Origin of the sequence: Neobacillus oceani, assembly GCF_046237595.1 — a bacterium.
GTDB lineage: Bacteria > Bacillota > Bacilli > Bacillales > Cytobacillaceae > Bacillus_D > Bacillus_D oceani.
This window is the reverse complement of the sequence record NZ_CP143543.1, coordinates 2281744-2301868: the sequence shown is the minus strand read 5'-3', so window position 1 is coordinate 2301868 and position 20125 is coordinate 2281744. Positions and strand designations below refer to the sequence as shown.

The following is a 20125-nucleotide window of genomic DNA, read 5'->3' as shown; positions in this document are numbered from 1 at the left end:
ATACTCCTTACTCCTGCCGAACCTATACAGCTTTTTATAACCGGCTTTTCATTAACTTGGTTTTGGCATCTGTCGTTTGGCCTCGAATCGAGGGGGTGCACACATGGGTAATCGTGCCGAACACCCAGGTAATTTTGCCGAATGCCGGGGTAATCTTGCCGAACACCCGGGTAATTTTGCCGACTACCGTGGTAATCTTGCCGAACCCCCAGGTAATAATGCCAAACGAGCTATAATTTATGCATCGCCTCTCGGCAAAACTACACTTTATTTTCACTTTTTAGAAGTAGAGTACACTAGATACCAAGGAAGCTTATACCTAGCGTTTCTGGTACTGCCTACCTTTTCAAGTTTTACTTCAGCCATTAATTTGCTTGTGATGCTTTTCGATGGCAGATGCAAAAACCACCTCAACTCCTGGTTTGAAATCATCGGCCCAAACAAAAGAAGATAGTCCCTTAAAGCTTGGATATGTGCATCCTTTGAATTACATCCGCACGCACAATACCATTGCTTTCTTTTATACTTCATTCCGAGAGCCAAGCATTGTGGGCAGCGGACCCCTGTAATGACAACAGACCTTTCAAAACGATAATGTTCATATAGGTTTTTTATTAATGGAGTATTTTTTTCGAGAAGTTTGGTTTTAATTTCATGTAGTTCTTCATGAGTAAGGATTGGGGTTTTGTAGAGGGTTTCCATTTTACGGATAGTGGAGTAGAGGTAGTCGGTTTTACAAATAAATTTTTCCGCTTCGTAGTAGCCTTTTTCGATTGTAACGATGGTTGAACTGCCAAAAACGGCGTAGCCTTCAATTGGAATCGACGGTAAATGGTTATCCGCAAGCCATTTTTTTATATTGTGCTGCTGCATTTTCACCTGCTCCACCGGGTTAGGCATACCTTGGGTAACGTCGTTAACAATTCGGACGACTTGTTTGGGATTTTTTTTAAAACAAACCTCGCCCGCCCAGTTTTTCGCTTCCAAAATGAGTGAAAAGTAGCGTGAAATCAAATATACATCCAGTTGCACCGTATATCCGTCCCCTTGCAGCCGTAAACCATGGAAAATTAAATACTTATTGTTTTCGAGATGGCGTAATGGGTAAATTAACGATTTCTCACCATTATGGCCCGCCCACTCCTTCTTTAAATCCTCAACCAATTCATTATAGATTTTCAAGCTAGGCAATACTCTCCCTTTTAAGGCCTCCATCGCCAAAATAGAAACTGAAACCACTTTCGGCAAAACTTCCAAGTGATCCTCTCCTTTCTTTTTAAAAAAATTCGTTTGAAAAAGCGCTAAACCTTGCGAAAATCTACGGAGATATTGAACTTTTTATGAATTTTACTTTGGAATTAAGTTTCAGATTGCGAACCTCGGTGGGAATATTGCCGAACACCCGGGTAATTTTGCCTACTACCGGGGTAATCTTGCCGAACGCCCGGGTAATCTTGCCGAACACCTAGCTAATATTGCCGAACACCCGGATAATATTGCCTATCGTCCAAACCCAATTCATTGAACGAAAAGCCAGCCATCCAAAACCCCAGCAGCCAACCAAGTTTAGGTGGAAAAACGGTTTCCACAACCGGCTTTTTATATTACCACCCCTTCGTTAACATGCCTTTCATTAACCGGTTTTTCATTAACCGGCCCTACGTTAACTTGCCCTTCGATAACCGGCCCTTCATTAACCCGCCTTTCCCACAACGTAAAAAAAGCCCCGGCAATTTAAACCGGGGCCATACTAAAATTACAGCATCTTCTCAATAACCGCTTTTGCCGTAAGTTCCTTATTATATGCCGATTCCTTGTTCGTGCGTTTGTAGTACTCGAAGTACAGAAGGTCGAGCAGGTAGAGCTGCGCAATCTTGGCTGTCAGACTACCACCCTGTAAAGGACCCTCGTTCGCGCCGCACAACAGGGTGATGTCGGAGTAGGTCGTTAGCGGCGACTTGGCGAACCGGGTGATGGCGATGATTTTCGCGCCGCGTTCCTTGGCCACTTTTGCCACCTCAATCGTATCCTTTGTAGAACCGGAATACGAGATCAAAACCGCGACATCCTTCTGGGTCATGAGCGCTGCTGCCATGATTTGAAGATGCGAATCGACCGTACACTCAGCCTTGTTCGTGATCCGCATGAATTTGTTCTTCGCCTCGAGTGCGGTCATCAACGACGACCCGACGCCAAAGAAATGCACCCTGTCTGCCTTCATGATGCTGTCGACCGCATCCGAAATGTCCTGCTTTGAAATCAAATTGTACGTCTCCGTCATCGCGTTCACATTCGCGGACAGAATTTTCGAGGAAAGCTCTTCAATCGTATCCTCCATTGTGATCCTGCTCGACAGCTGCGGCGACTCACCATCCGGAGAAATGCTGTGCGCGAGTAGAATCTTGAACTCCTGGTAGCCTTTTAGGTTCATCGTCTTGCAAAAACGGAAGATGCTCGACTCCCCTACATTGCAGGCATCCGCAAGATCGGTAATCGACATGAAGATGACATCCTTCAAATTCTCAAGGATATAATCGGCTACTTTTTTTTCGGTATTTGTAAAAGAATTGTAACGTGAATGGATGAGTGTAAAGATATCCTGGCTGGCCATTTCCGGCTCCTCCTAACCAACTCGTGTAAGATGAAGAGATGCTGCGCCAAGCACGCCTGCTTTATTTCCGAGCTCAGCCTTCAGTATTTTTACATCGGAGAAGCTTTCCATGATAAGCTCTTTCACTTTGTCAGAAACCATTTGGACAAGAAGCTCCTGCTCCATGATTCCCCCGCCGAGCACAACCGCTGGCGGATTGAATGTATGGATGAGGGAAACGAGCCCGATTGCGATTTCGAAAACCCATTCATGGACGATTTCTTCCACAACTGCCTCCCCTTGGAAAAACTTCTCAAAAACTATTCTCCCATTATTATAGAGTTTGTCAATTTCTTTCGCGTTCCGTACGAGCGCGGTGGTTGATGCGTACTGCTCATAGCAGCCCATCCCGCCGCAATTGCACGGACGTCCAAGTGGATGGGTGATGATATGCCCGAATTCAGAAGCGCTCCCGCTATGGCCCCTGTACAATTCACCGCCCAGGATAATTGCCCCGCCAATCCCGGTGCCGTACGTCAGGCATAGGAAGTCGTGGAATCCACTTCCAGCGCCGAAATGCTTTTCGCCAAGGGCTGCTGCATTCACATCGTTTTCCACTTTGACCGGGACGCCAAACCTCTTTTGAAAAATGTCCTTCAGCCCCACGCCCGTATAGCCCGGGATGTTTTCATTGGCATAAATGATTTTTCCTTCGGTGCTGTCCACCTGGCCGGCCGTGCTGATGCCGATTGCGTCAAAGCCGCTGTACTCTGTAAATATTTCACCTAGTACATCTACCGGATTCAGTCCGGTACGAGCCCATTCGGTGCTGTATTCTTTATAGGATTCGATTTTGCCGCCTTCGCTGCACAAGCCAACCTTGGTGGACGTTCCGCCGATATCCGCCGCGAGAATTTTCATAGTATCCAACCTCTTTGCTGTTTGAAATTCCGCTCAATTTTTTAATAAACAAATACTACCCAATGGCCGCAACGAACCGCTTTGTGATTTCCATTGGCCTTGTGATCGCGGTTCCGACGACGGCTGTGTGAACGCCGATTTCAAATATGCGCTTCACCTGTTCCGGAGTCCAGATTCCGCCTTCCGCGATGACCGGGATATCGAAATCCTTCACGAGCCTTTCAAGCAGCGCAATATCCGGGAGTTCGACACCTTTCGTATAGGAGGTATACCCGCTTAGCGTCGTGCCGATGCAGTCAAAGCCAAGTCGAAAGGCTTCTTGCGCCTCCTCGTAGGTCGAGCAGTCCGCCATAAAGAGCTGGTCATTATACTTTTCTCTGATTCTTGGAAAAATTTCACTGATTGTCGTCCCGTCCGGGCGGACACGTTTTGTGGCATCAAGGGCGATGATGTCGACACCTTCTTCATGAAGTAAGCCGATTTCTTCCATTGTCGGGGTGATGAATACTTCGGAACCTTCGTAATCCTTCTTGATGATGCCGATAATGGGCAGGTCAACCATTTTCTTAATCTCACGGATGTCCTCCACCCCGTTTGCCCGTATTCCCTTCGCGCCGCCAAGCAACGCGGCATACGCCATCCTCCCCATAATGAAAGGGCTATGGAGCGGCTCATTCGGCAGTGCCTGGCAGGAAACGATAAGCTTCCCGCGGATTTGTTCAAATGTAATTTCTTTGCTGCTCATAAAAACATCTCCAAGTTTGAATTTGGCCCGGCAAAAAGGCAGCATTCCCTCCTCGCGAAATCCGCGTGTGTGGTTATGCCGCCTTGTATTGCCGGCAGGTTTAGCCTTTCTTTTAGCCGAGGGTAAAAGAAACCCCTCCCCACAACTGGCGAATTTTCCGCCCAATACCAATTCTGCTTTATTCCTTTACCGCCCCAATTGAAATTCCGGCTGTAAAATAGCGCTGGAAGAAGATAAAGATAATTAGCATCGGAATAGCGGCTACGGTCGCGCCAGCCATTTTATAGGCAAAGTTCGGATTCAGATCCTGCATAAGCGTTGCAATCCCGACCATGAGCGTCTTTGAGTTTTGGCTTTGGCCGACGACGAGCTGCCATAGATAGTCGTTCCAAACATTGACAAAATTAAGGATGAACAATGCTCCGATTCCCGGCTTCACCATTGGAAGCATGATTTTGAAGAAAACGGTGAATTCACTCGCGCCATCAATTTTAGCCGACTCACGCAATGAGTCAGGAATCGAGTCAAAAAAACCTTTTAGCAAGAACACGCCGAAAGCTGTCGCCACGTTCGGCCAAATCATCCCGCTAAGTGTATTTACCATTCCAAGGTCCTGGATAATCCTGAACAATGGGACGATCATGACTTCTTTCGGAACCATCAAACTTGAGATAAAGATGATGAAAATGATATTTCTTCCCTTGAACCTCAGCTTTGAAAAAGCATAGGCTGCGAGACAGCTCACTGCGATCAGCAAAATCGTCGAAACGAGCGAGACGAAAATGCTGTTGTACGCCCAGCGCAAAGCGGGAGTGTTGTTGAATACATCGACATAGTTGCTGAACGTGAACGTTTTTGGCCACCAGTCCGGAGGCATTTTTACAACGTCCGAGCTGTTTTTCAACGAGCTTGTAGCAAGCCAGTACAGCGGGAACAAGTTCAGGATTGCGAAGAAAATGATGAGCGCATTGAAGACTATATCGATCTTTTCCTTCTTTTTCTTATTCGAGTTTTTTGCTCCAAACATGTCCGGCCACCTCCTAATCTTTCTTGAACATCGCGCGCAACTGCGGAATCGACAGGGCGAGCGTGATCAGGAACATGATCACTCCGACAGCGGAGGCAATGCCAAGCTGGTTGTATTTAAACGCGTTATTATATAGGAAATACATCAATGTAGTGGAAGCGTTGTTCGGCCCGCCGCCGGTCAATAGCTGGATGACTACGAAGATTTTCAAAACCGCGATGATGTTCATGATAATAATGTAAATCGTTGTCGGCTTGACCATCGGGATCAGAATTTTAAAAATGATTTGCAGCCTGTTCGCGCCATCGACTTCCGCCGCCTCAAAAACATCCTTCGGCACGCCAATCATCGACGCGACATACAGGATAATCGCCTGGCCGACGTTTGTGGCGAATGTAATGAAAATGATTACCGGGAGGACGAGATCCTTGTCACCGAGGAAATTGACCGATGCCAATTCGAGCTGCCGCGCCGCGTAGGGGATCAACCCATTAGCAGGGTTCAACAGGAAGCTCCAGACCATACTCATAACAACCATGGAAACCATAACAGGTATATAATAACTGCCTCTGATAAAGGACACGTATTTTGCATTTTTATCGAAAATTGAAGCAGAAACGAAAAGTGCGAAGACCACTGTCAGTGCAACGATGAACACTACGAAAATAACAGTGTTAATGGTGGATTTCATGAATACGGGATTTGCGAATAGCCTTGTATAGTTTTCAAAGCCGATGAACGTTTCCTGCTGATAGTTGATTCGATACAGGCTCAGCCTGATTCCTTCTATAATCGGATAAACGATGAACACGAGGAACAATAATAGCTGCGGCGCGATAAAAAGGTAGCCCGTTATATTTTCCTTCAAAGCCGAGTTGTTTTTCATAGGCCCTCCCCTACCTTTCTATAACTGCAGGCCCGCTATCCGGGCCCGCAGCTATCAGTCAATGCCTTACAAAAATTTACTTGTTAAAAATCACGGAATTCGCTTTAGTGTTTTCCAGTACGCTATTGCCGTTTTTCTGGTAATCCTTCACTGCCTGGGCAGGAGTTTTTTCACCAGTGTAGAGGGCTTGAAGCTCCGGATACAATACTTGCCTTAATTCACCGTAGCCTGGAACGCTGCCAGTGAAGTTGAACATGTACTGCGCGTTTTTGTCATATGCTTCGAACAATGGCTTTTCGGACTTGAACTCCTCAACAACGGAAGTCCTTACAGGAACGCCGTTTTTCGATGCTTTTACAAGCTCGGGATCAGAAGAGAAGAACTTAACGAACTCTTTGCTGATTTTGATTTTTTCTTCATCGCCAGTATTGAATACGCTTGCACCTGTCACATACGTGAATGTCAGCGGGTCGCCGCTCTCGGATGGAATGTTCGCGAGCCTTGCGTCAAACTTAGGCGCTTTGCCGCTGTTCATATCCGCCTGCGCGTTGTTGTAAAGGACAGAGTTAGTGAAGCTGATTCCAAGCTGCTGGTTTTGGAACATTGCGTTTACATCGTTCGATGATACGGACTCAGCGCCAGGGTTCGTGAGCTTCGCGTCATAGATTTTTTTCAGCCATGCCGCAGCCTTTTCCCCTTTAGCGTCATCAAGGACAATATTGGACTCGTCATTGAAAAATTCGTTGCCAAACATTCTCAGGTAAGCAAGGTTCCAAGTGTCACCCTGATTGTTAAGTGCATAGAGGCCCATCGGGTAAGCGTTTGCATATTTATCTTTAGGAACATCCTTTTTCAGTTTGTTCAAGATTGTTTCATATTCTTCAAGAGTCCAAGTCTTAATTTCATCTTGTTCGCCGATATAGCTTTCAAGCCCAGCAGCCTTGAACATGTCAGCGTTGTACACGAGTGTGCCAGGCATGTGTGAGAACGGATAGAAGTAAATGTCATCGCCGAAAGTCACGGTGTCCCAGAAGTTTTGTTCAATATCTTTCTTCGCGTCCTCATCGACGATGTCGTTCAGCGGAACGAGCGCTCCCCTGTGTGCATAATCGCCCATCGCGAAAGTACTTTCAAAGAAGATATCTGGCGGAGTGCCGCCATTCAGGTTTACGTTTAGCAATTCATCACGCTGGTCGCCCGCAACGACTTCAACGTTGACCTTCACTTCGCGGTCTTTGTACTGCTTGGAGAATTTTTCACCAGCGTACTTGAAGAAGCTGTTGTAATCGGCACCCTCTTCGGTTGCATCCATGACTCCCTTCCACTGCGGTGTGAGCCAAACGGAGATCTCTACAGGTTTCTTGGATTCACCGTTTGCGGCTTCTTTGTCTTTTGCGTCTGTGCAACCTGCTAAAAGTCCAAGGCCGAGTACAGCAGCGGACGTCAATGCGACAAACCGTTTTTTCAACATAAACTTTCCCCCTGACATTTGTGTTTGTTTTTTATGAAGACAGGCTGTTGCCTGGAACTCCCTTTTATCCTTTGAAACTAGCATTCTGACAATCTATCAATTGTCGTATTTCGCAATCGCAGCATCGATCATGTCGCGGATTACAGGAATTTTGGTTTCTAAATCGTCTCCTGTTACCGGCTCAAGCGGCTCGCGGACACTGCCGACATTCACGCCGCGCAGCTTCAATACTTCCTTGATGGCGGAATACATGTTTCCGTTCAATGAGCAAAGCGCGATGATCAGGTCATTGATATCTCTTTGGATGCTTCTTGCTTTTGAAAAATTGCCTGTTGATACATACTGTTCCGCTTTCAAATAAAGCTCAGGCATCGCGGCGTATGTTCCACCGATTCCAGCATCCGCGCCAATGAGGCGTCCTGCTACATATTGCTCGTCAGGCCCATTGAAGACGATGAAGTTTTCTCCGCCCGCCGCTTTGAATCGTTCGATATCTAGCGCTGGCATGGACGAGTTCTTTACGCCGATCACCTTTTTGTTCTCGATTAATTTGCCGAACAGGTTCAGTGACAGGTTGTAGCCAGTCGTCTGCGGAATGTTGTAAATGATGAATGGGAGGGCTGTCGCGTCCATAATGCTTGTCCAATACTTATAAATTGAGCTTTCCGGTAATTTGAAATAGATTGGCGGAATTGCCGACAACGCGTCGTAACCCAAGTCCTCCGCATATTTTGCCAACTCCACGCTTTCCCTTGTAGACGGAGCGCCGACATGGGCTATCAGGACAAGCTTCCCTTTCATGCTTTCCGCGACGTATTTCAATGTCGCCTTCCTCTCCTCGAGGTTCTGGTAAATGCATTCACCCGAGCTGCCCCCAACGTAAAGGCCCTGTACGCCCTTATCGTATAAATAGCTGCATAGCGCTTTTGTACGCGCTTCCGAAACATCGCCAGCTTCGTCATAGGAAGCGTAAAAAGCAGGAATAATCCCCTTGAATTTTTCGACTGTCATCTTTCAACCCCACCTAGTTATTTAGTCATGTTAGCGCTTACGAGTTCAGCATAACACAATTATCTTAAATGTGTAAATTATTTTCACCATTTTTTATTATTTTGAAAAAAATATCCATCATTTTCTTTTAATGTTATTTTTTCTTCACAATAATGTTATACTAATATGTTTAATTTGAGCGTGAAAGGGCTTTACCAAATGGTGATTAGGAGTTGGAATGTGATGGTTTCTATAAAAACTCATCTGTTTTTTATTGCGGTATAAGATACGCCTAAATGCTTTTTTAGAAAAACAATTATTCTTACTCTCTTTTTGAAAAATATTTTCAAGCATCAAGGAAATTTGCATTTAAGTTAAAGATGCTTATAGAACATGCTAGATATGGCAAAAATTGTACTGACAGGCAGGTATAAATTTAATGGAGTGTAATCGGGACAATAAATAAAGGATTTAGTTGGAAAAAGGCGCTTTTACAGTGGGGAGTCCTTTACTGGAGGTTCTTTTGACCGATTGGCTTTGCATTTCCAGCAACATCTGTCTTTAGACACCGGTCGGGTACCTATTCCAGGAGACCTGCTCTTTAGAGTGGACGAATTTTTTTAAAAATTACCCGTAAAAATTCTTTGCAGCTATATAACAATCATTTGGAGGCTGAGGATGATGTTTCGTTTGTTTACACTGATTTTATCGATGATGTTCCTCTTTTCCACCTGGCCGGCGATCGAGCGGCAGCTGGATAATCCCGGCGAAGCGGTTGACCGCGTCCAAAACGAGCTTCGGGCGCTGAAGGAAAATCCCGAAGTGACGGAAGCGGCCTGGCTTCTGTTCAGCGACTTTCAGCAATTCCTGAAACACACATGGGTTTTGGTTCGTGAAATCACCGAGGACAGGCAGGAACGCGATCCAATCGATTCGGAGCAACTAACTCCGGTTCGTCCGGACGAACATTTTTAGCAACTACATATTCACCATCACAAAGTAAACTCCGAAAAACGCCGTAATGACCACAACCAGGATACCGAGAAGAATGATCGATAGCCGAGGTGTCCTGAATGTTTGGTCATTAATTGACTGGACTTTACGCAAATAAGCAGCCATTGACATGACAATCACGATAATTCCGAGCGCAACCGAAGAAATACCGATTAAGTTCGCCATGAAATTGCCGATTGGTGTGAGGCTCGCCTGCATGTTGAAATGCAGGTTTGTGACAAGGAAGCCTACCCCAATGATCGCAATCGCGGTCCGGACCCAGGCAAGGAAGGTCCGCTCATTCGCAAGGTGCTGCTGAATGTATTTTGAATCAACCGTCTTTTCAACTTCATTAATCTTTGCATCTTCGTCCCTCATGAAATCCCTCCCTTAACCAAGACAATCTAGCAGCATTTTCAAAGCGGCTTTTGCCCTGTAAATTGAATGACGTGGGATAACCCATTATGGAGTTCCCCCTCTTTCCTTACAACCTCGCCCATGAAAAAATGGACAATCCGCCAGTCGCTGAACGTTTCTAATAATTCCTCTGGCTTATACAGTAATCGAACCTCTTTCGGGCCGCCGCTCCCATACGGAATTTGGTGAACAGAATACACTTCCGTTACAAAATTTCCACCCGGCCTTACCGCTTCTTTTACTCCTGCCAAAGTTTTAGCACGGAGGCTAGCCGGAAAATGCCCGAACACACATACAATTTCGTCTCATTTGTCTTTATCCCAATTTGCCTCGTTTAAATCAACGAGCCTTGTTTCCAAGGAGACGTGTCTCGACTCGGCAAGCTTTTTCGTTTTTTCGAGACCGGATTTCGCATAATCCCAGGCAGTCACCTTCTTGCTCCGCCAGGAAAACCGCCCGGCTCTCGCCCTCCGCAATCGCCAGCGCCTCGCCCCTCAAGTTTAGCTTCATATCCTATAAAAGAATAAACCTGTGCAGATTAACTCTACACAGGCACATTCGTAAGTCCTCACTTTGTTAAGGTCCGCTATGAAGTCCTCTATTACCTTAATAAACAAAAAGCCTATTGCTGGGCCAGGTTTGTTGCTGTTTGTGATGCAGTTAAATCAACCTGCAATTGCTCACTTAGATTATGCGGATGATAGTATCCTTTTGACATCATATAGCTGGTTATATTTTCATGAGTTTGAATAGCAGCCTGTAACTGTTCCCTCAATATTGTTCTTAATTCCGGGGTAGCTGCTTCTGTTATTGCAATTGTGTAATTCCTTATTCCTGCTTTAGCAGACATTAAGAAATCATTTGCGATAACTTGGTCCGTCATACCGCCCATTCCTACCATGTTTTGGATAAATTGATTCATTGGTTGGCCCCCCTATTTGTTAAGATTTGCTGCAATTGCTGAATATGCTGTTGTCCTGCCGAAACATCATTTGAAAGAATTGTTTTTAATTCTTCATCCTGTGCCAAAGGACCCATTGTTGTTGATTTGGTTAAACATAGGTTTTTAAAGGTTAACAATTCGTGTACTTCCAGAGTCTCATGCAATCCTAGATATTTGACCATCATATTCACTCCTTTGGTGTTTTTGTACCTTCTTATTTATTTGAATGACTTTAATGGAATATTCATGTCAAAAAATAAAATCGCCCATTGATTGTGTATAAAAAGAAATCCTCATTGGGAAAATACTTTAGACTAAAAAAGTAGAGGTGAAGAGTTGATGGACCAGCAAAAGTTGGCACTACACGAAACTTTGGAAACACATGAAATCATCAATCTGAAAACTGTTTGTTTACTGAGGTCAAAATTAATGCAAGGGATTTGCTTTAATAATGAGTTAAAACAGTTAATGCAGAAAGATGTTCAACAATCAACAGAGGCGATAAATGAGCTACTGCCTTTTTATAAACAGAGTGAAATTCTTCATTAATCAGGAGGTGGAATCATGAAAGACTATCTAGACCCGAGAAACGCGGAAGGCATGCCGAATCTGGCTGATTCTGCATTTGCTTTGGACTTCTTGCTTTCAGTAAAAAATGGTATTCGTAATTATGGATTTGCCATTGCAGAAGTTGCCAATCCGGCACTTAAAAGAGTATTAACTAAACAATTGATGCAAGCAATTGATCTACACGGAGAAATTTCCGACTTAATGATGGAGAGAAAATGGCTTCACCCCTATAATTTTAAGGAGCAGTATCCAGTTGATTTAAAAGGAGCAGAGACAGCCGTTCAAATTGGCCAAATGACTCTCTTCCATAATGACACCGACCGGGGCGGAATGTTCGCTACTCCAAATGAATAAAAGGAGAGAAATACTTAGATGAAAGCTGTTACCTATCAAGGGATTAAAAATGTAGAAGTAAGAGAAGTTAAAGATCCCACAATTAAGAATTCCGATGATATTATAGTTAAAATAACAAGTTCCGCAATTTGTGGGTCGGACCTTCATTTAATTCATGGTATGATTCCCAGCATGCCTACTGACTTTGTCATTGGGCATGAGCCGATGGGGATTGTTGAGGAAGTAGGGCCAGATGTAAGGAATTTAAAAAAAGGTGACCGGGTCATTATCCCTTTCAACGTGAGTTGCGGCTCGTGCTGGTATTGTCAGCATGATTTAACCAGCCAATGTGATAATTCCAATCCCCATGGTGACATGGGCGGATTCTTCGGCTACTCTGAACTTACTGGCGGTTATGCTGGCGGGCAAGCTGAGTATATGCGTGTCCCTTACGGAAACTTTACGCCTTTTAAAATTCCCGAAGCTTGCGAAATTGAAGATGAAAAGCTTTGTTTACTTGCCGATGCAGCTTCAACCGCCTACTGGACGGTAGACCATGCCGGCGTCAAAGAGGGAGATACAGTCATAGTGCTTGGTTGCGGCCCGGTTGGACTGCTTGCCCAAAAATTTGCCTGGTACAAAGGAGCAAAAAGGGTTATTGCTGTAGATTACATTAACTACCGGCTGCAGCATGCCAAGAAACACAACAAGGTTGAGATTGTGAATTTTGAACAGCATGAAAACACCGGTCAGTACCTAAAGGAAATTACAAAGGGCGGAGCAGATATAGTCATAGATGCTGTCGGTATGGATGGAAAGTGGACCGAAATGGAATTTCTTGCAAGCGGACTAAAGCTTCAGGGCGGAGCGATGGGGGCGATTGTAATTGCCAGCCAGGCGGTTAGAAAAGGCGGTACCGTCCAAATAACAGGCGTTTATGGAGGACGATACAATGCTTTTCCGCTTGGAGACTTCTTCCAGAGAAATATCGATTTAAAAATGGGACAGGCACCAGTAATTCCGTATATGCCTTTCCTATATGACCTGTTCAATTCTGGAAAAGTAGATCCTAGCGATGTTATTACCCACGTTCTCCCCCTCGATCAGGCTAAGCATGGATATGAGGTTTTCGACACAAAAACAGAAGATTGCATTAAAGTTATATTAAAACCTTAAAAAACAGACAGCCCAGTTAGTTTAAGACTGGGTTTTGTTGTATCACTGGAAAAGTACTGATCTCTCCCCGTTTTTCATCCTCTTCAGTGAAATCACAATTGGAGTGTTATGAAAAGAAAAGGCTAGCAGTGGCTGAATAACATCTAAAAGGCCTACGGCTGTGATGGAAGTAGCCCATTATTATTAAAAGGCTGGAGCAGGTAATTCGCCGATTTTCATACGAAGTAAACTATAAGGTTTTTCTCGTAAATCTCTTCCATAATGAAATCTGGCTTGCCGATGTAATTGGTTTACAATGACATATAAGTATCCATCAGGGCCAATTGAAAAAGTATCCGGCCAAAGTATTCTTGGATCATGTGCAATGGTTTCCATCGCTCCATTCGGTAATATCTTTCGAATACTGTTATGTTCATAATCCCCAGCATAAACGATTCCTTTTGCATCGGTGATCATTCCATCAGATGCACCTTTCTCTCCCCGATACTTCACATGATAAATTAAATCTGCATCCGGTATGGACCGGTCTCTTAGGACTTCTGTTGAAATCGAAAACAGATGACGACTGGTGAGTGGGCAAAAAAATAATACCTTGCCATCGGGAGAAATTGCAATTCCGTCGGAAGCCAGCCTAAATGGGGAGGTTGAGCCATCTTTGTTTCGATTCATCAAAATTTTGCCTTCTACTTTCGGCAAAAAAAAGGGATCGGGTGAAGTTGGATTTGCCCCATTTAACCGTCTAAATGCTGTTCCAGTTTCTAAATCAACCACGATAATAGCTCCTGGTCCTGAAGATGAGGAATCGGTAATATATGCATATCCGGCTCTACCAACACGAAAATCAAATCGGACATCATTCAGGTAAGTTGTTGGCAGGACAACATCTTCTGTAAAGGAATACACTCTTCTAATTGTATTGGTTTTTAAATCAACAGCGACTAATTTTGCTCCGCCTTTAATAGGTTCAGAGAAATTGGGTGCGGCTGTATCTAATACCCAAAGCGTTCCCCTTCCATCAGTAACTACACTTTGGACACTGATGAAAGTCATTTTGATATTCTCGGGGTTAAACAAATTGGTTTGTAAATTAGGATAAGGCTGCAATTTATCATCAACAATTTCCGCCACAGTAAATTTTACTTCGTCTCCCCATTTCGGAAAACAAATAAAAATACGCCCTGTTTCTGAAACACTAACACCAGTGGGCATTGCCCCAAAAAATGTATAAACAAGTTCTAGCTTACCGAAATATTTTTCAATAGGTAGCATAGGTTTCATGATATCCTCCTCAACCATTTAAACCGGATATCACCTATATATGATTTTTATTTTTTCTAGTGCATGTTTCTTAATAATTTTTCTATTCAAAAAGATGATCGTATGATTGTTTACGAAATTTATAAAGTCTGTCAGGTGAACGAATGTCTACATGCTTTAAAGGAAATGACAAGTTGAAGAATATGCCTAATCCTTCCTGGATCAACGCACCCGATTTATTTTAAAATCAATTGACCTTTGAAGTTTCTTAAATCCTCAATAACTTCCTTATGATGTTTATCCCAAAACTGATTTGAACCTTGAGGAATTTTATCTAATGAGAAGAATTCTGCGTTATTACTTTCATCAGTTTCCTTAAGGATTGTTCCTTTCCATTCATCAACTAAAAATAAAAATTCAAACATCTGATATTCGTCTCCGAATTCATTTACAATTGACTTATCAGGTCCCGAATATATTGCAATTAACTTCGCATTTATTACATCAATACCCGTTTCTTCTTTCACTTCCCTTTTAAGAGTTTCAAAAATTGACTCATCAAGTTCCATTGAACCTGCTGGCATTCCCCATCTACTGTGTCCCCTTCGGTTAATGAAAAGAACTCTTCCTTTTTCATCCTGAATAATGGCACGAACAGATGGGTGGATTAATCTTTTATGACCAACCAGTTTTCTTATTTGTCCTACATATGAATCTTCCCAACATATATTTGCCATACTCATCCCCCTTGTTTCTGGGTTTCTCTTTTTTCCTATGAACTGGATATTATTATACATATACGCTTTGTTTAAAAGGAATCCTTCTTCAACTCCCGTTTGCTCAATAAGGAATTCAACAAAAAAGGTGCCTAATCCTTCCTGGATCAACGCACCCATTAGCTTAATACCGAATAGTTATTTATGGGACAGCCTCTCCAGTGTTCATTCTAATTCATAATTATTTTGCAGGAATCTAACATTACCTACTCTTTTAAATAGCCTAATACTTTTCCTTCAATTACTGACATATCCAGAGGACCGAAGTGACGGCTGTCTACTGCTCTCAACCAGTTATCTGATAGTACAAAAACCGTTGCCTCAGGGATTTTAATTGGTTCCATATCTTCTAAAAAATCACTTTCTTCTAAGGTGGACTTCTTATACTTTGGACGCTTAAGGTAAGTTTCGAGGGTAACACCATTGATTGTTTTTTCACCGTAAAATGCGACCAATTTCTTATTGTTTATATATACCTGCCCGTTTTTGATTTCCACCGTTTCTTTTGGAAGGCCTACCACTCTTGCTAAATAGTAATCGGGGTTAAATAGCGGGAAACCATCGTCATCAGGATATTTAAGATAAACAATCTCTCCTCTACGAACATCCTCACCATTTACCTTTTCAATAACAATTTTTGGTTCTCCTTGAATAGAATAAAAATCATATTTACCCCGATCCATATTGTCTATACCATAATTAATAACGATTGTATTACTACCTGCATCTACCCTTGCGATTGTTGGTTTTGTTATATCATCACGAAGTTCTGCATTTTTATTTGGAAATATGTTTTGAGTTATATCTTGAGAAAAGAGTAGGAGGAACAAGGACACTGCAACGAATGCAACAAAATAATAACGTAAAAATGGTTTTCTCTTCACTGTTGGTTCTTCCTGATGTAACTTTGCCCATATTTTCTTTTTGTGGATTTCTGTAAAGTGAATTCCTTTGTGGGTTGAGGAATTCATTGCTTTACGTAGGTTCCGTAGTTTATTCTCCATCTTTTATCCTCCTTTCCAATAAAGATTTCAATTTCATTCTAGCCCTTTTCATTCTAGTTTTTATGGTGTTACTGTTTAATTTCAAAATTTCACTAATCTCCTCTATTGATAGTTCTTCATAATAAAATAGAGTTATTACTTCTCGGTAATTAATGGGCAACGCTAAAACACAGGATGATAATATAGCCTCTTCATTGCTTTTCAATAAGGCCATCTCTGGTGACAATTCAGGAGACTTTGCATGTAGAAGCAAGTCTGGATTTGTAAAAACCCTTTTGAAAAATGAACTCCTTATCAAATCCTTACATTTGTTTATAGTTATCGTGAAGAGCCAACCCTTCAACGATACGATCTTGGTAATGTTTTCATATTCCTTATAACAAATAATGAATACTTCCTGGACTATATCCTCCGCCAAACCCCAATCCTTTGTATACGTAAAAGACAATTTGGTTAATCGATCACCATATAGGTCCATAATCCCTGAAAACCATGCATCTTTATCCGTGTAATCATTGTCCTTACCCATCATCCTATTCAATCCTTTACCACCCCCTATTTCTGGCTTAATGCTAAGACGACTGAGTTGTGTTTAAGTTTCATTTTTAAAAACAAAAATGGCTGTTGAAAAAATAATTTTTTCAACAGCCTAAGATTACCTTTTACGAAGTGAGTTGGCTTGGCGATGATGGAGATACCCAGTGAATCCTCGGGTATAATTCATTGAAGTTTTGTATCCTGCCCAAAAGTTCTTCATAACCTTCTTTTTGTTGAACTAACCTGCCCGTTTGCTCATTAAGTGATTCAACAAAAAAGGACGCTAATCCTTCCTGGATCATCGCACCCTTTAGCACAATTAGACCTCTTATACTTTAACCTTTGATTTTATATTTGCTTTTCCTTATTGAACATTTTCATAAAACTGGTTATTAAATCTATAGTCAATATCTTCTTTTCTAATATGAACTCCCAAGGATTGAAAGCCTTTTATGACATCTTCGTAACCGCGTTCAATGTGCTCAACACCAGTGATATAGGTAGTACCTTCTGCAACCATGCCTGCAAGAATCAAGGAAATACCAGCCCGAATATCTGAGGTGGAAACTATAGTACCCCTTAAATTGCTTTTTCCTTGAACGAAAGCAACTCCAGACCGTACCCTTATGTCCGCTCCCATTTTTATCAGTTGACCAACATGTTGGAAACGATTCGGATAAATTTTTTCTGCAATAATGCTTTTCCCTGAAGCTTGCGTGAATAAGGTTGTCATCGGTTGCTGTAAATCTGTTGGAAAACTTGGATACATACCTGTTCTAATTCGTGAGGCAGCTAGCTTTCCTGTAGAATGTGCAGTTATAGAATTATCCTGCACATCTATCTCTATTCCAATTTCTTCAAGCTTAGCTATACAAGATCCCAAGTGCTCCGGGATAACATCTGTTACGGTTACATTCCCTCCTACTACACCGGCAGCAATTAAGAATGACCCTGCTATCAACCGATCTGGGATTACACGATGCGTTGCACCGTGTAACCGATTTACTCCTGTAATACGAATAGTGTCCGTTCCTGCACCACTTATTCTTGCACCAATCTTGTTTAAAAAAATTGCCGTATCAATAACTTCCGGATCACGGGCTGCATTCAACAACACCGTTTTACCTTTAGCTCTTACTGCAGCTAACATTGCATTTATTGTTGCACCGGAAGTGATTGTATCGAAATATATAGTTGAACCATGTAATCCTTTAGTCTCTACCTCATAGTAATCCTTATGATACGTAAACTCAGCACCCATCATTTCTAACGCCTTAATATGCTGATCAATTGGCCGACTGACAAAATCATCGCCACCAGGATACCCTACAGATACTTTTCCATACTTCGCGAGTAGAGCTCCTATAAAATAATAAGCAGTCCTAAATAATGAAGATTTTTCAGGGTCGAATTCGGTAGAGGAAATGAATCTTGGATCAATGGAAACTTCCCCAGATGTTTCACGCTTAATTTTCAGTCCAACTTCCTTACCCATTTCACAAATAACGCGAAAATCAGCTATATGTGGTATTCCTTGAAAGGTTATAGTTTCATCGGATAGACAAGCTGCCGCAAGTAGGGCCAATGAGCTATTTTTGGAACCTGGAATTTGAACAACCCCATTTATGTTCGGTGAATATTCTACGTGAATAGCTTTCAATATACTCACTCCTATTTAGAATGTCTGTAGACTTTAAAAAGAGAATTGATTTTAAGTCTGATAAGTAGAAATCAAATTTAAAGAAATTAAATCTGTTAAAGAAAAAAAGTAAAAAACTTAGCTTAAAATTCTACATAAAATAACATTTTTATTCAATATTTTACATATTGTAACTTATTCTACATAATCGTAAAAAAACCTTTTTCTTATTTAACTAAACTCCGTTTGCTTAAAAAGGATTTCAACAAAAAGGGCGATAATTCCTCTTGGATCATCGCCCCCCCGTTTCTTGAGAATACATTCTTTCACAAACTCATTTCTAATTCGACTATACCGATATTATGATTAAAATCATTTCGAAAGATAGTCAAAGATTTTTACATCAACTGAATCAATGTAATCTATTTTTTCTACTAAGTCCCAAAGTTTTATTTTTGATGTTTCTTCATTTTGTTTAAATGGTTGTAGTTGTTCAATCGTCGTAAAGTAAATTGGGTTATATTTTATGTTGCCGTTCAATGTATTTTTCACCTTTAATAAACCTTGGAAGTCTAAATTAGTAACATATTGTCCTGTTTCCTCATAAAGTTCTCTTATGGCACATTCCTTTGGTGTTTCATTACTTTCTCTACGACCAGAGGGTAGTTCCCATTGTCTACGCAAGGTGTTATAGCATAGGAGGTACTTTCCTTCGCATTTTAAAACTGCAAAAGAACCAGCCAAGGGTTGATATTCGTTTAAACTTGTCTCCTTTATATTATTAATAAATTCGAGAAATTCAAATCCATTATTTTTTAACAAGCAATCAGTACCTCCTCGTATCTTAGATTAAAAATTACTTCTATATCAGCACGAAAATATGCTTTGGTTTTCTTATTGAACTAAACTCCCTAAATAAAGAAAAGAATATCTCCCGTTTGTTCAATAAGGATTTCAATTAAGTGACTCAAATCCTTACTCGAGCACCGCACCCTTTAGCACAATAAGCAGTAGGTTTCCTTTTAGTTTAATGGACCAGTCACCCCAAGACATTTTCCATTATATGCGTCCATCCTAATGGTTGGTTGTTTTCCATTACTAGTTTTCAGTGTTACACTTAGCTCACGTTGATTAGTGATTCGATTCAAGAACCCACTCTTTGCATAAATGGAAAACATTACCTGCGTAATATCATCAAAAGTGATATCATCAGCTTTTATTCCCAATTCTTTCGGTGGATTGTTCAAACACAAAACCGCATTATTTGTTGCTTCCAAAGTTGTCATTATTGGCTTTTGGTATGCATAAGCAAAACAAATGATAAGAAGGACTAAAAGGAGGTAAAAAGCTTTCTTTAAGTTTGTAGCCTTTAACATGTTTCAACCACCCTATCACGAAAACTCATTTGTAATACCTGCATTATTGCACTAAACTGCACCGTTTGTTCAATAACAAAGGATTATACTTCATGCAGTTCCTCCAACCAGCGTTCATACCATTCGAGAGGTAGCTTTACTTTTGTTAAATCCATCTTTTGTAATTCTTCTATGGAATAGGTATCAGCCAAAAATAAATCCCACTGGCATTCTATATCACGAGCTATTAAAAGGGCGTGTTCTGTATTTTTAGACACTTCATCATCTTCAAAGATCATTGTGAAATTATCGCACCACTGAGCAAAATCGTATTCAGAAAAGTTATTCTTGCCTTTACTTATTTGAGTCAATAACAAAATTAAATTTTCATAGATATAGGGTAAGTTGATGGAGGTACTATTTAAGTTCCAAAAATTCGCCATATCTATCCCCCTTTATGGAGTATTATTTGTTCAACTCCCCGTTCAATAAGGA

At 41.8% G+C, this 20125-nt stretch carries 23 protein-coding genes and 1 pseudogene; 4 read left to right on the top strand and 20 right to left on the bottom strand.

Features of this window, described 5'->3' with window-relative positions; translation table 11 throughout:
• Positions 1-273: 273 nt before the first annotated feature.
• The 8 genes from V1499_RS11475 to V1499_RS11440 all read right to left on the bottom strand — a co-directional run bounded on the left by V1499_RS11475 (position 274) and on the right by V1499_RS11440 (position 8651).
• Positions 274-1257 (bottom strand): nuclease-related domain-containing protein, encoded by a 984-nt coding sequence (locus V1499_RS11475; RefSeq protein ID WP_409270030.1) that lies wholly within the window; start codon positions 1255-1257, stop codon positions 274-276.
• A 499-nt stretch (positions 1258-1756) separates the two neighbouring features.
• A complete protein-coding gene (locus tag V1499_RS11470; protein WP_409270028.1) occupies positions 1757-2611 on the bottom strand; it encodes a MurR/RpiR family transcriptional regulator in 855 nt (284 codons plus the stop codon).
• 12 nt (positions 2612-2623) lie between these two features.
• Positions 2624-3511, bottom strand: a complete 888-nt coding sequence (locus tag V1499_RS11465) for an ROK family protein (protein WP_409270026.1) — start codon at positions 3509-3511, stop codon at positions 2624-2626.
• 55 nt (positions 3512-3566) lie between these two features.
• Positions 3567-4256 carry an N-acetylmannosamine-6-phosphate 2-epimerase gene (locus tag V1499_RS11460; protein WP_409270024.1) on the bottom strand — a complete coding sequence of 230 codons (690 nt, stop codon included), beginning with the start codon at positions 4254-4256 and terminating at the stop codon, positions 3567-3569.
• Between the two features lie 178 nt (positions 4257-4434).
• The gene (locus V1499_RS11455; protein ID WP_409270022.1) at positions 4435-5283 is read right to left on the bottom strand and encodes a carbohydrate ABC transporter permease; all 849 of its coding nucleotides are present in this window, start codon (positions 5281-5283) and stop codon (positions 4435-4437) included.
• A 13-nt stretch (positions 5284-5296) separates the two neighbouring features.
• The gene (locus V1499_RS11450; protein ID WP_115453055.1) at positions 5297-6169 is read right to left on the bottom strand and encodes a carbohydrate ABC transporter permease; all 873 of its coding nucleotides are present in this window, start codon (positions 6167-6169) and stop codon (positions 5297-5299) included.
• A 76-nt stretch (positions 6170-6245) separates the two neighbouring features.
• On the bottom strand, positions 6246-7640 hold the full coding sequence (locus V1499_RS11445; RefSeq protein ID WP_409270020.1) for an ABC transporter substrate-binding protein: 1395 nt from the start codon (positions 7638-7640) through the stop codon (positions 6246-6248).
• 96 nt (positions 7641-7736) lie between these two features.
• On the bottom strand, positions 7737-8651 hold the full coding sequence (locus tag V1499_RS11440) for a dihydrodipicolinate synthase family protein (protein ID WP_409270019.1): 915 nt from the start codon (positions 8649-8651) through the stop codon (positions 7737-7739).
• Between the two features lie 657 nt (positions 8652-9308).
• Here V1499_RS11440 and V1499_RS11435 point away from each other — a divergent pair.
• Positions 9309-9605 (top strand): hypothetical protein, encoded by a 297-nt coding sequence (locus V1499_RS11435; protein WP_409270017.1) that lies wholly within the window; start codon positions 9309-9311, stop codon positions 9603-9605.
• Between the two features lie 3 nt (positions 9606-9608).
• Here V1499_RS11435 and V1499_RS11430 read toward each other — a convergent pair whose 3' ends face one another.
• The 4 genes and pseudogenes from V1499_RS11430 to V1499_RS11415 form a co-directional block, all read right to left on the bottom strand.
• Positions 9609-10001, bottom strand: coding sequence for a YidH family protein (locus V1499_RS11430; RefSeq protein WP_409270015.1), 393 nt, complete (start codon positions 9999-10001; stop codon positions 9609-9611).
• Between the two features lie 38 nt (positions 10002-10039).
• A pseudogene (locus V1499_RS11425) lies at positions 10040-10547 on the bottom strand (class I SAM-dependent methyltransferase); the annotation flags it as partial.
• A 115-nt stretch (positions 10548-10662) separates the two neighbouring features.
• Complete coding sequence (locus V1499_RS11420) at positions 10663-10962, bottom strand: spore coat protein (RefSeq protein ID WP_409270013.1); 300 nt, start codon at positions 10960-10962, stop codon at positions 10663-10665.
• Positions 10959-11165 (bottom strand): hypothetical protein, encoded by a 207-nt coding sequence (locus V1499_RS11415; protein WP_409270011.1) that lies wholly within the window; start codon positions 11163-11165, stop codon positions 10959-10961. The genes V1499_RS11420 and V1499_RS11415 overlap by 4 nt, the downstream gene beginning before the upstream one ends.
• A gap of 157 nt (positions 11166-11322) precedes the next feature.
• Between V1499_RS11415 and V1499_RS11410 the strand changes: the two genes are divergently transcribed.
• From V1499_RS11410 to V1499_RS11400, 3 genes are read left to right on the top strand one after another with little or no spacing between them, the layout of a single operon-like run.
• Positions 11323-11532, top strand: coding sequence for a hypothetical protein (locus V1499_RS11410; protein WP_053367862.1), 210 nt, complete (start codon positions 11323-11325; stop codon positions 11530-11532).
• Between the two features lie 15 nt (positions 11533-11547).
• Positions 11548-11907, top strand: a complete 360-nt coding sequence (locus V1499_RS11405; protein WP_409270009.1) for a spore coat protein — start codon at positions 11548-11550, stop codon at positions 11905-11907.
• Between the two features lie 18 nt (positions 11908-11925).
• Positions 11926-13062, top strand: a complete 1137-nt coding sequence (locus V1499_RS11400) for a zinc-dependent alcohol dehydrogenase (RefSeq protein WP_409270007.1) — start codon at positions 11926-11928, stop codon at positions 13060-13062.
• Positions 13063-13245: 183 nt separating this feature from the next.
• Here V1499_RS11400 and V1499_RS11395 read toward each other — a convergent pair whose 3' ends face one another.
• From V1499_RS11395 to V1499_RS11360, 8 genes are all read right to left on the bottom strand, one after another.
• Positions 13246-14340: an L-dopachrome tautomerase-related protein gene (locus V1499_RS11395; protein WP_409276186.1), complete on the bottom strand. Its 1095-nt coding sequence runs from the start codon at positions 14338-14340 to the stop codon at positions 13246-13248.
• A 215-nt stretch (positions 14341-14555) separates the two neighbouring features.
• The gene (locus V1499_RS11390) at positions 14556-15215 is read right to left on the bottom strand and encodes an NUDIX domain-containing protein (RefSeq protein WP_409276185.1); all 660 of its coding nucleotides are present in this window, start codon (positions 15213-15215) and stop codon (positions 14556-14558) included.
• Between the two features lie 86 nt (positions 15216-15301).
• Positions 15302-16099, bottom strand: a complete 798-nt coding sequence (lepB, locus tag V1499_RS11385) for a signal peptidase I (protein WP_409276184.1) — start codon at positions 16097-16099, stop codon at positions 15302-15304.
• On the bottom strand, positions 16089-16631 hold the full coding sequence (locus V1499_RS11380) for a sigma-70 family RNA polymerase sigma factor (protein WP_409276281.1): 543 nt from the start codon (positions 16629-16631) through the stop codon (positions 16089-16091). Before V1499_RS11380 ends, lepB begins: the two co-directional genes overlap by 11 nt.
• A 369-nt stretch (positions 16632-17000) precedes the next feature.
• Complete coding sequence (gene murA, locus V1499_RS11375; protein ID WP_409276183.1) at positions 17001-18296, bottom strand: UDP-N-acetylglucosamine 1-carboxyvinyltransferase; 1296 nt, start codon at positions 18294-18296, stop codon at positions 17001-17003.
• Between the two features lie 351 nt (positions 18297-18647).
• On the bottom strand, positions 18648-19097 hold the full coding sequence (locus tag V1499_RS11370) for an NUDIX domain-containing protein (RefSeq protein WP_409276182.1): 450 nt from the start codon (positions 19095-19097) through the stop codon (positions 18648-18650).
• 200 nt (positions 19098-19297) lie between these two features.
• Positions 19298-19651, bottom strand: a complete 354-nt coding sequence (locus V1499_RS11365; RefSeq protein WP_409276181.1) for a hypothetical protein — start codon at positions 19649-19651, stop codon at positions 19298-19300.
• An 83-nt stretch (positions 19652-19734) separates the two neighbouring features.
• Positions 19735-20073, bottom strand: a complete 339-nt coding sequence (locus V1499_RS11360; protein WP_409276180.1) for a hypothetical protein — start codon at positions 20071-20073, stop codon at positions 19735-19737.
• Between the last annotated feature and the right edge of the window lie 52 nt (positions 20074-20125).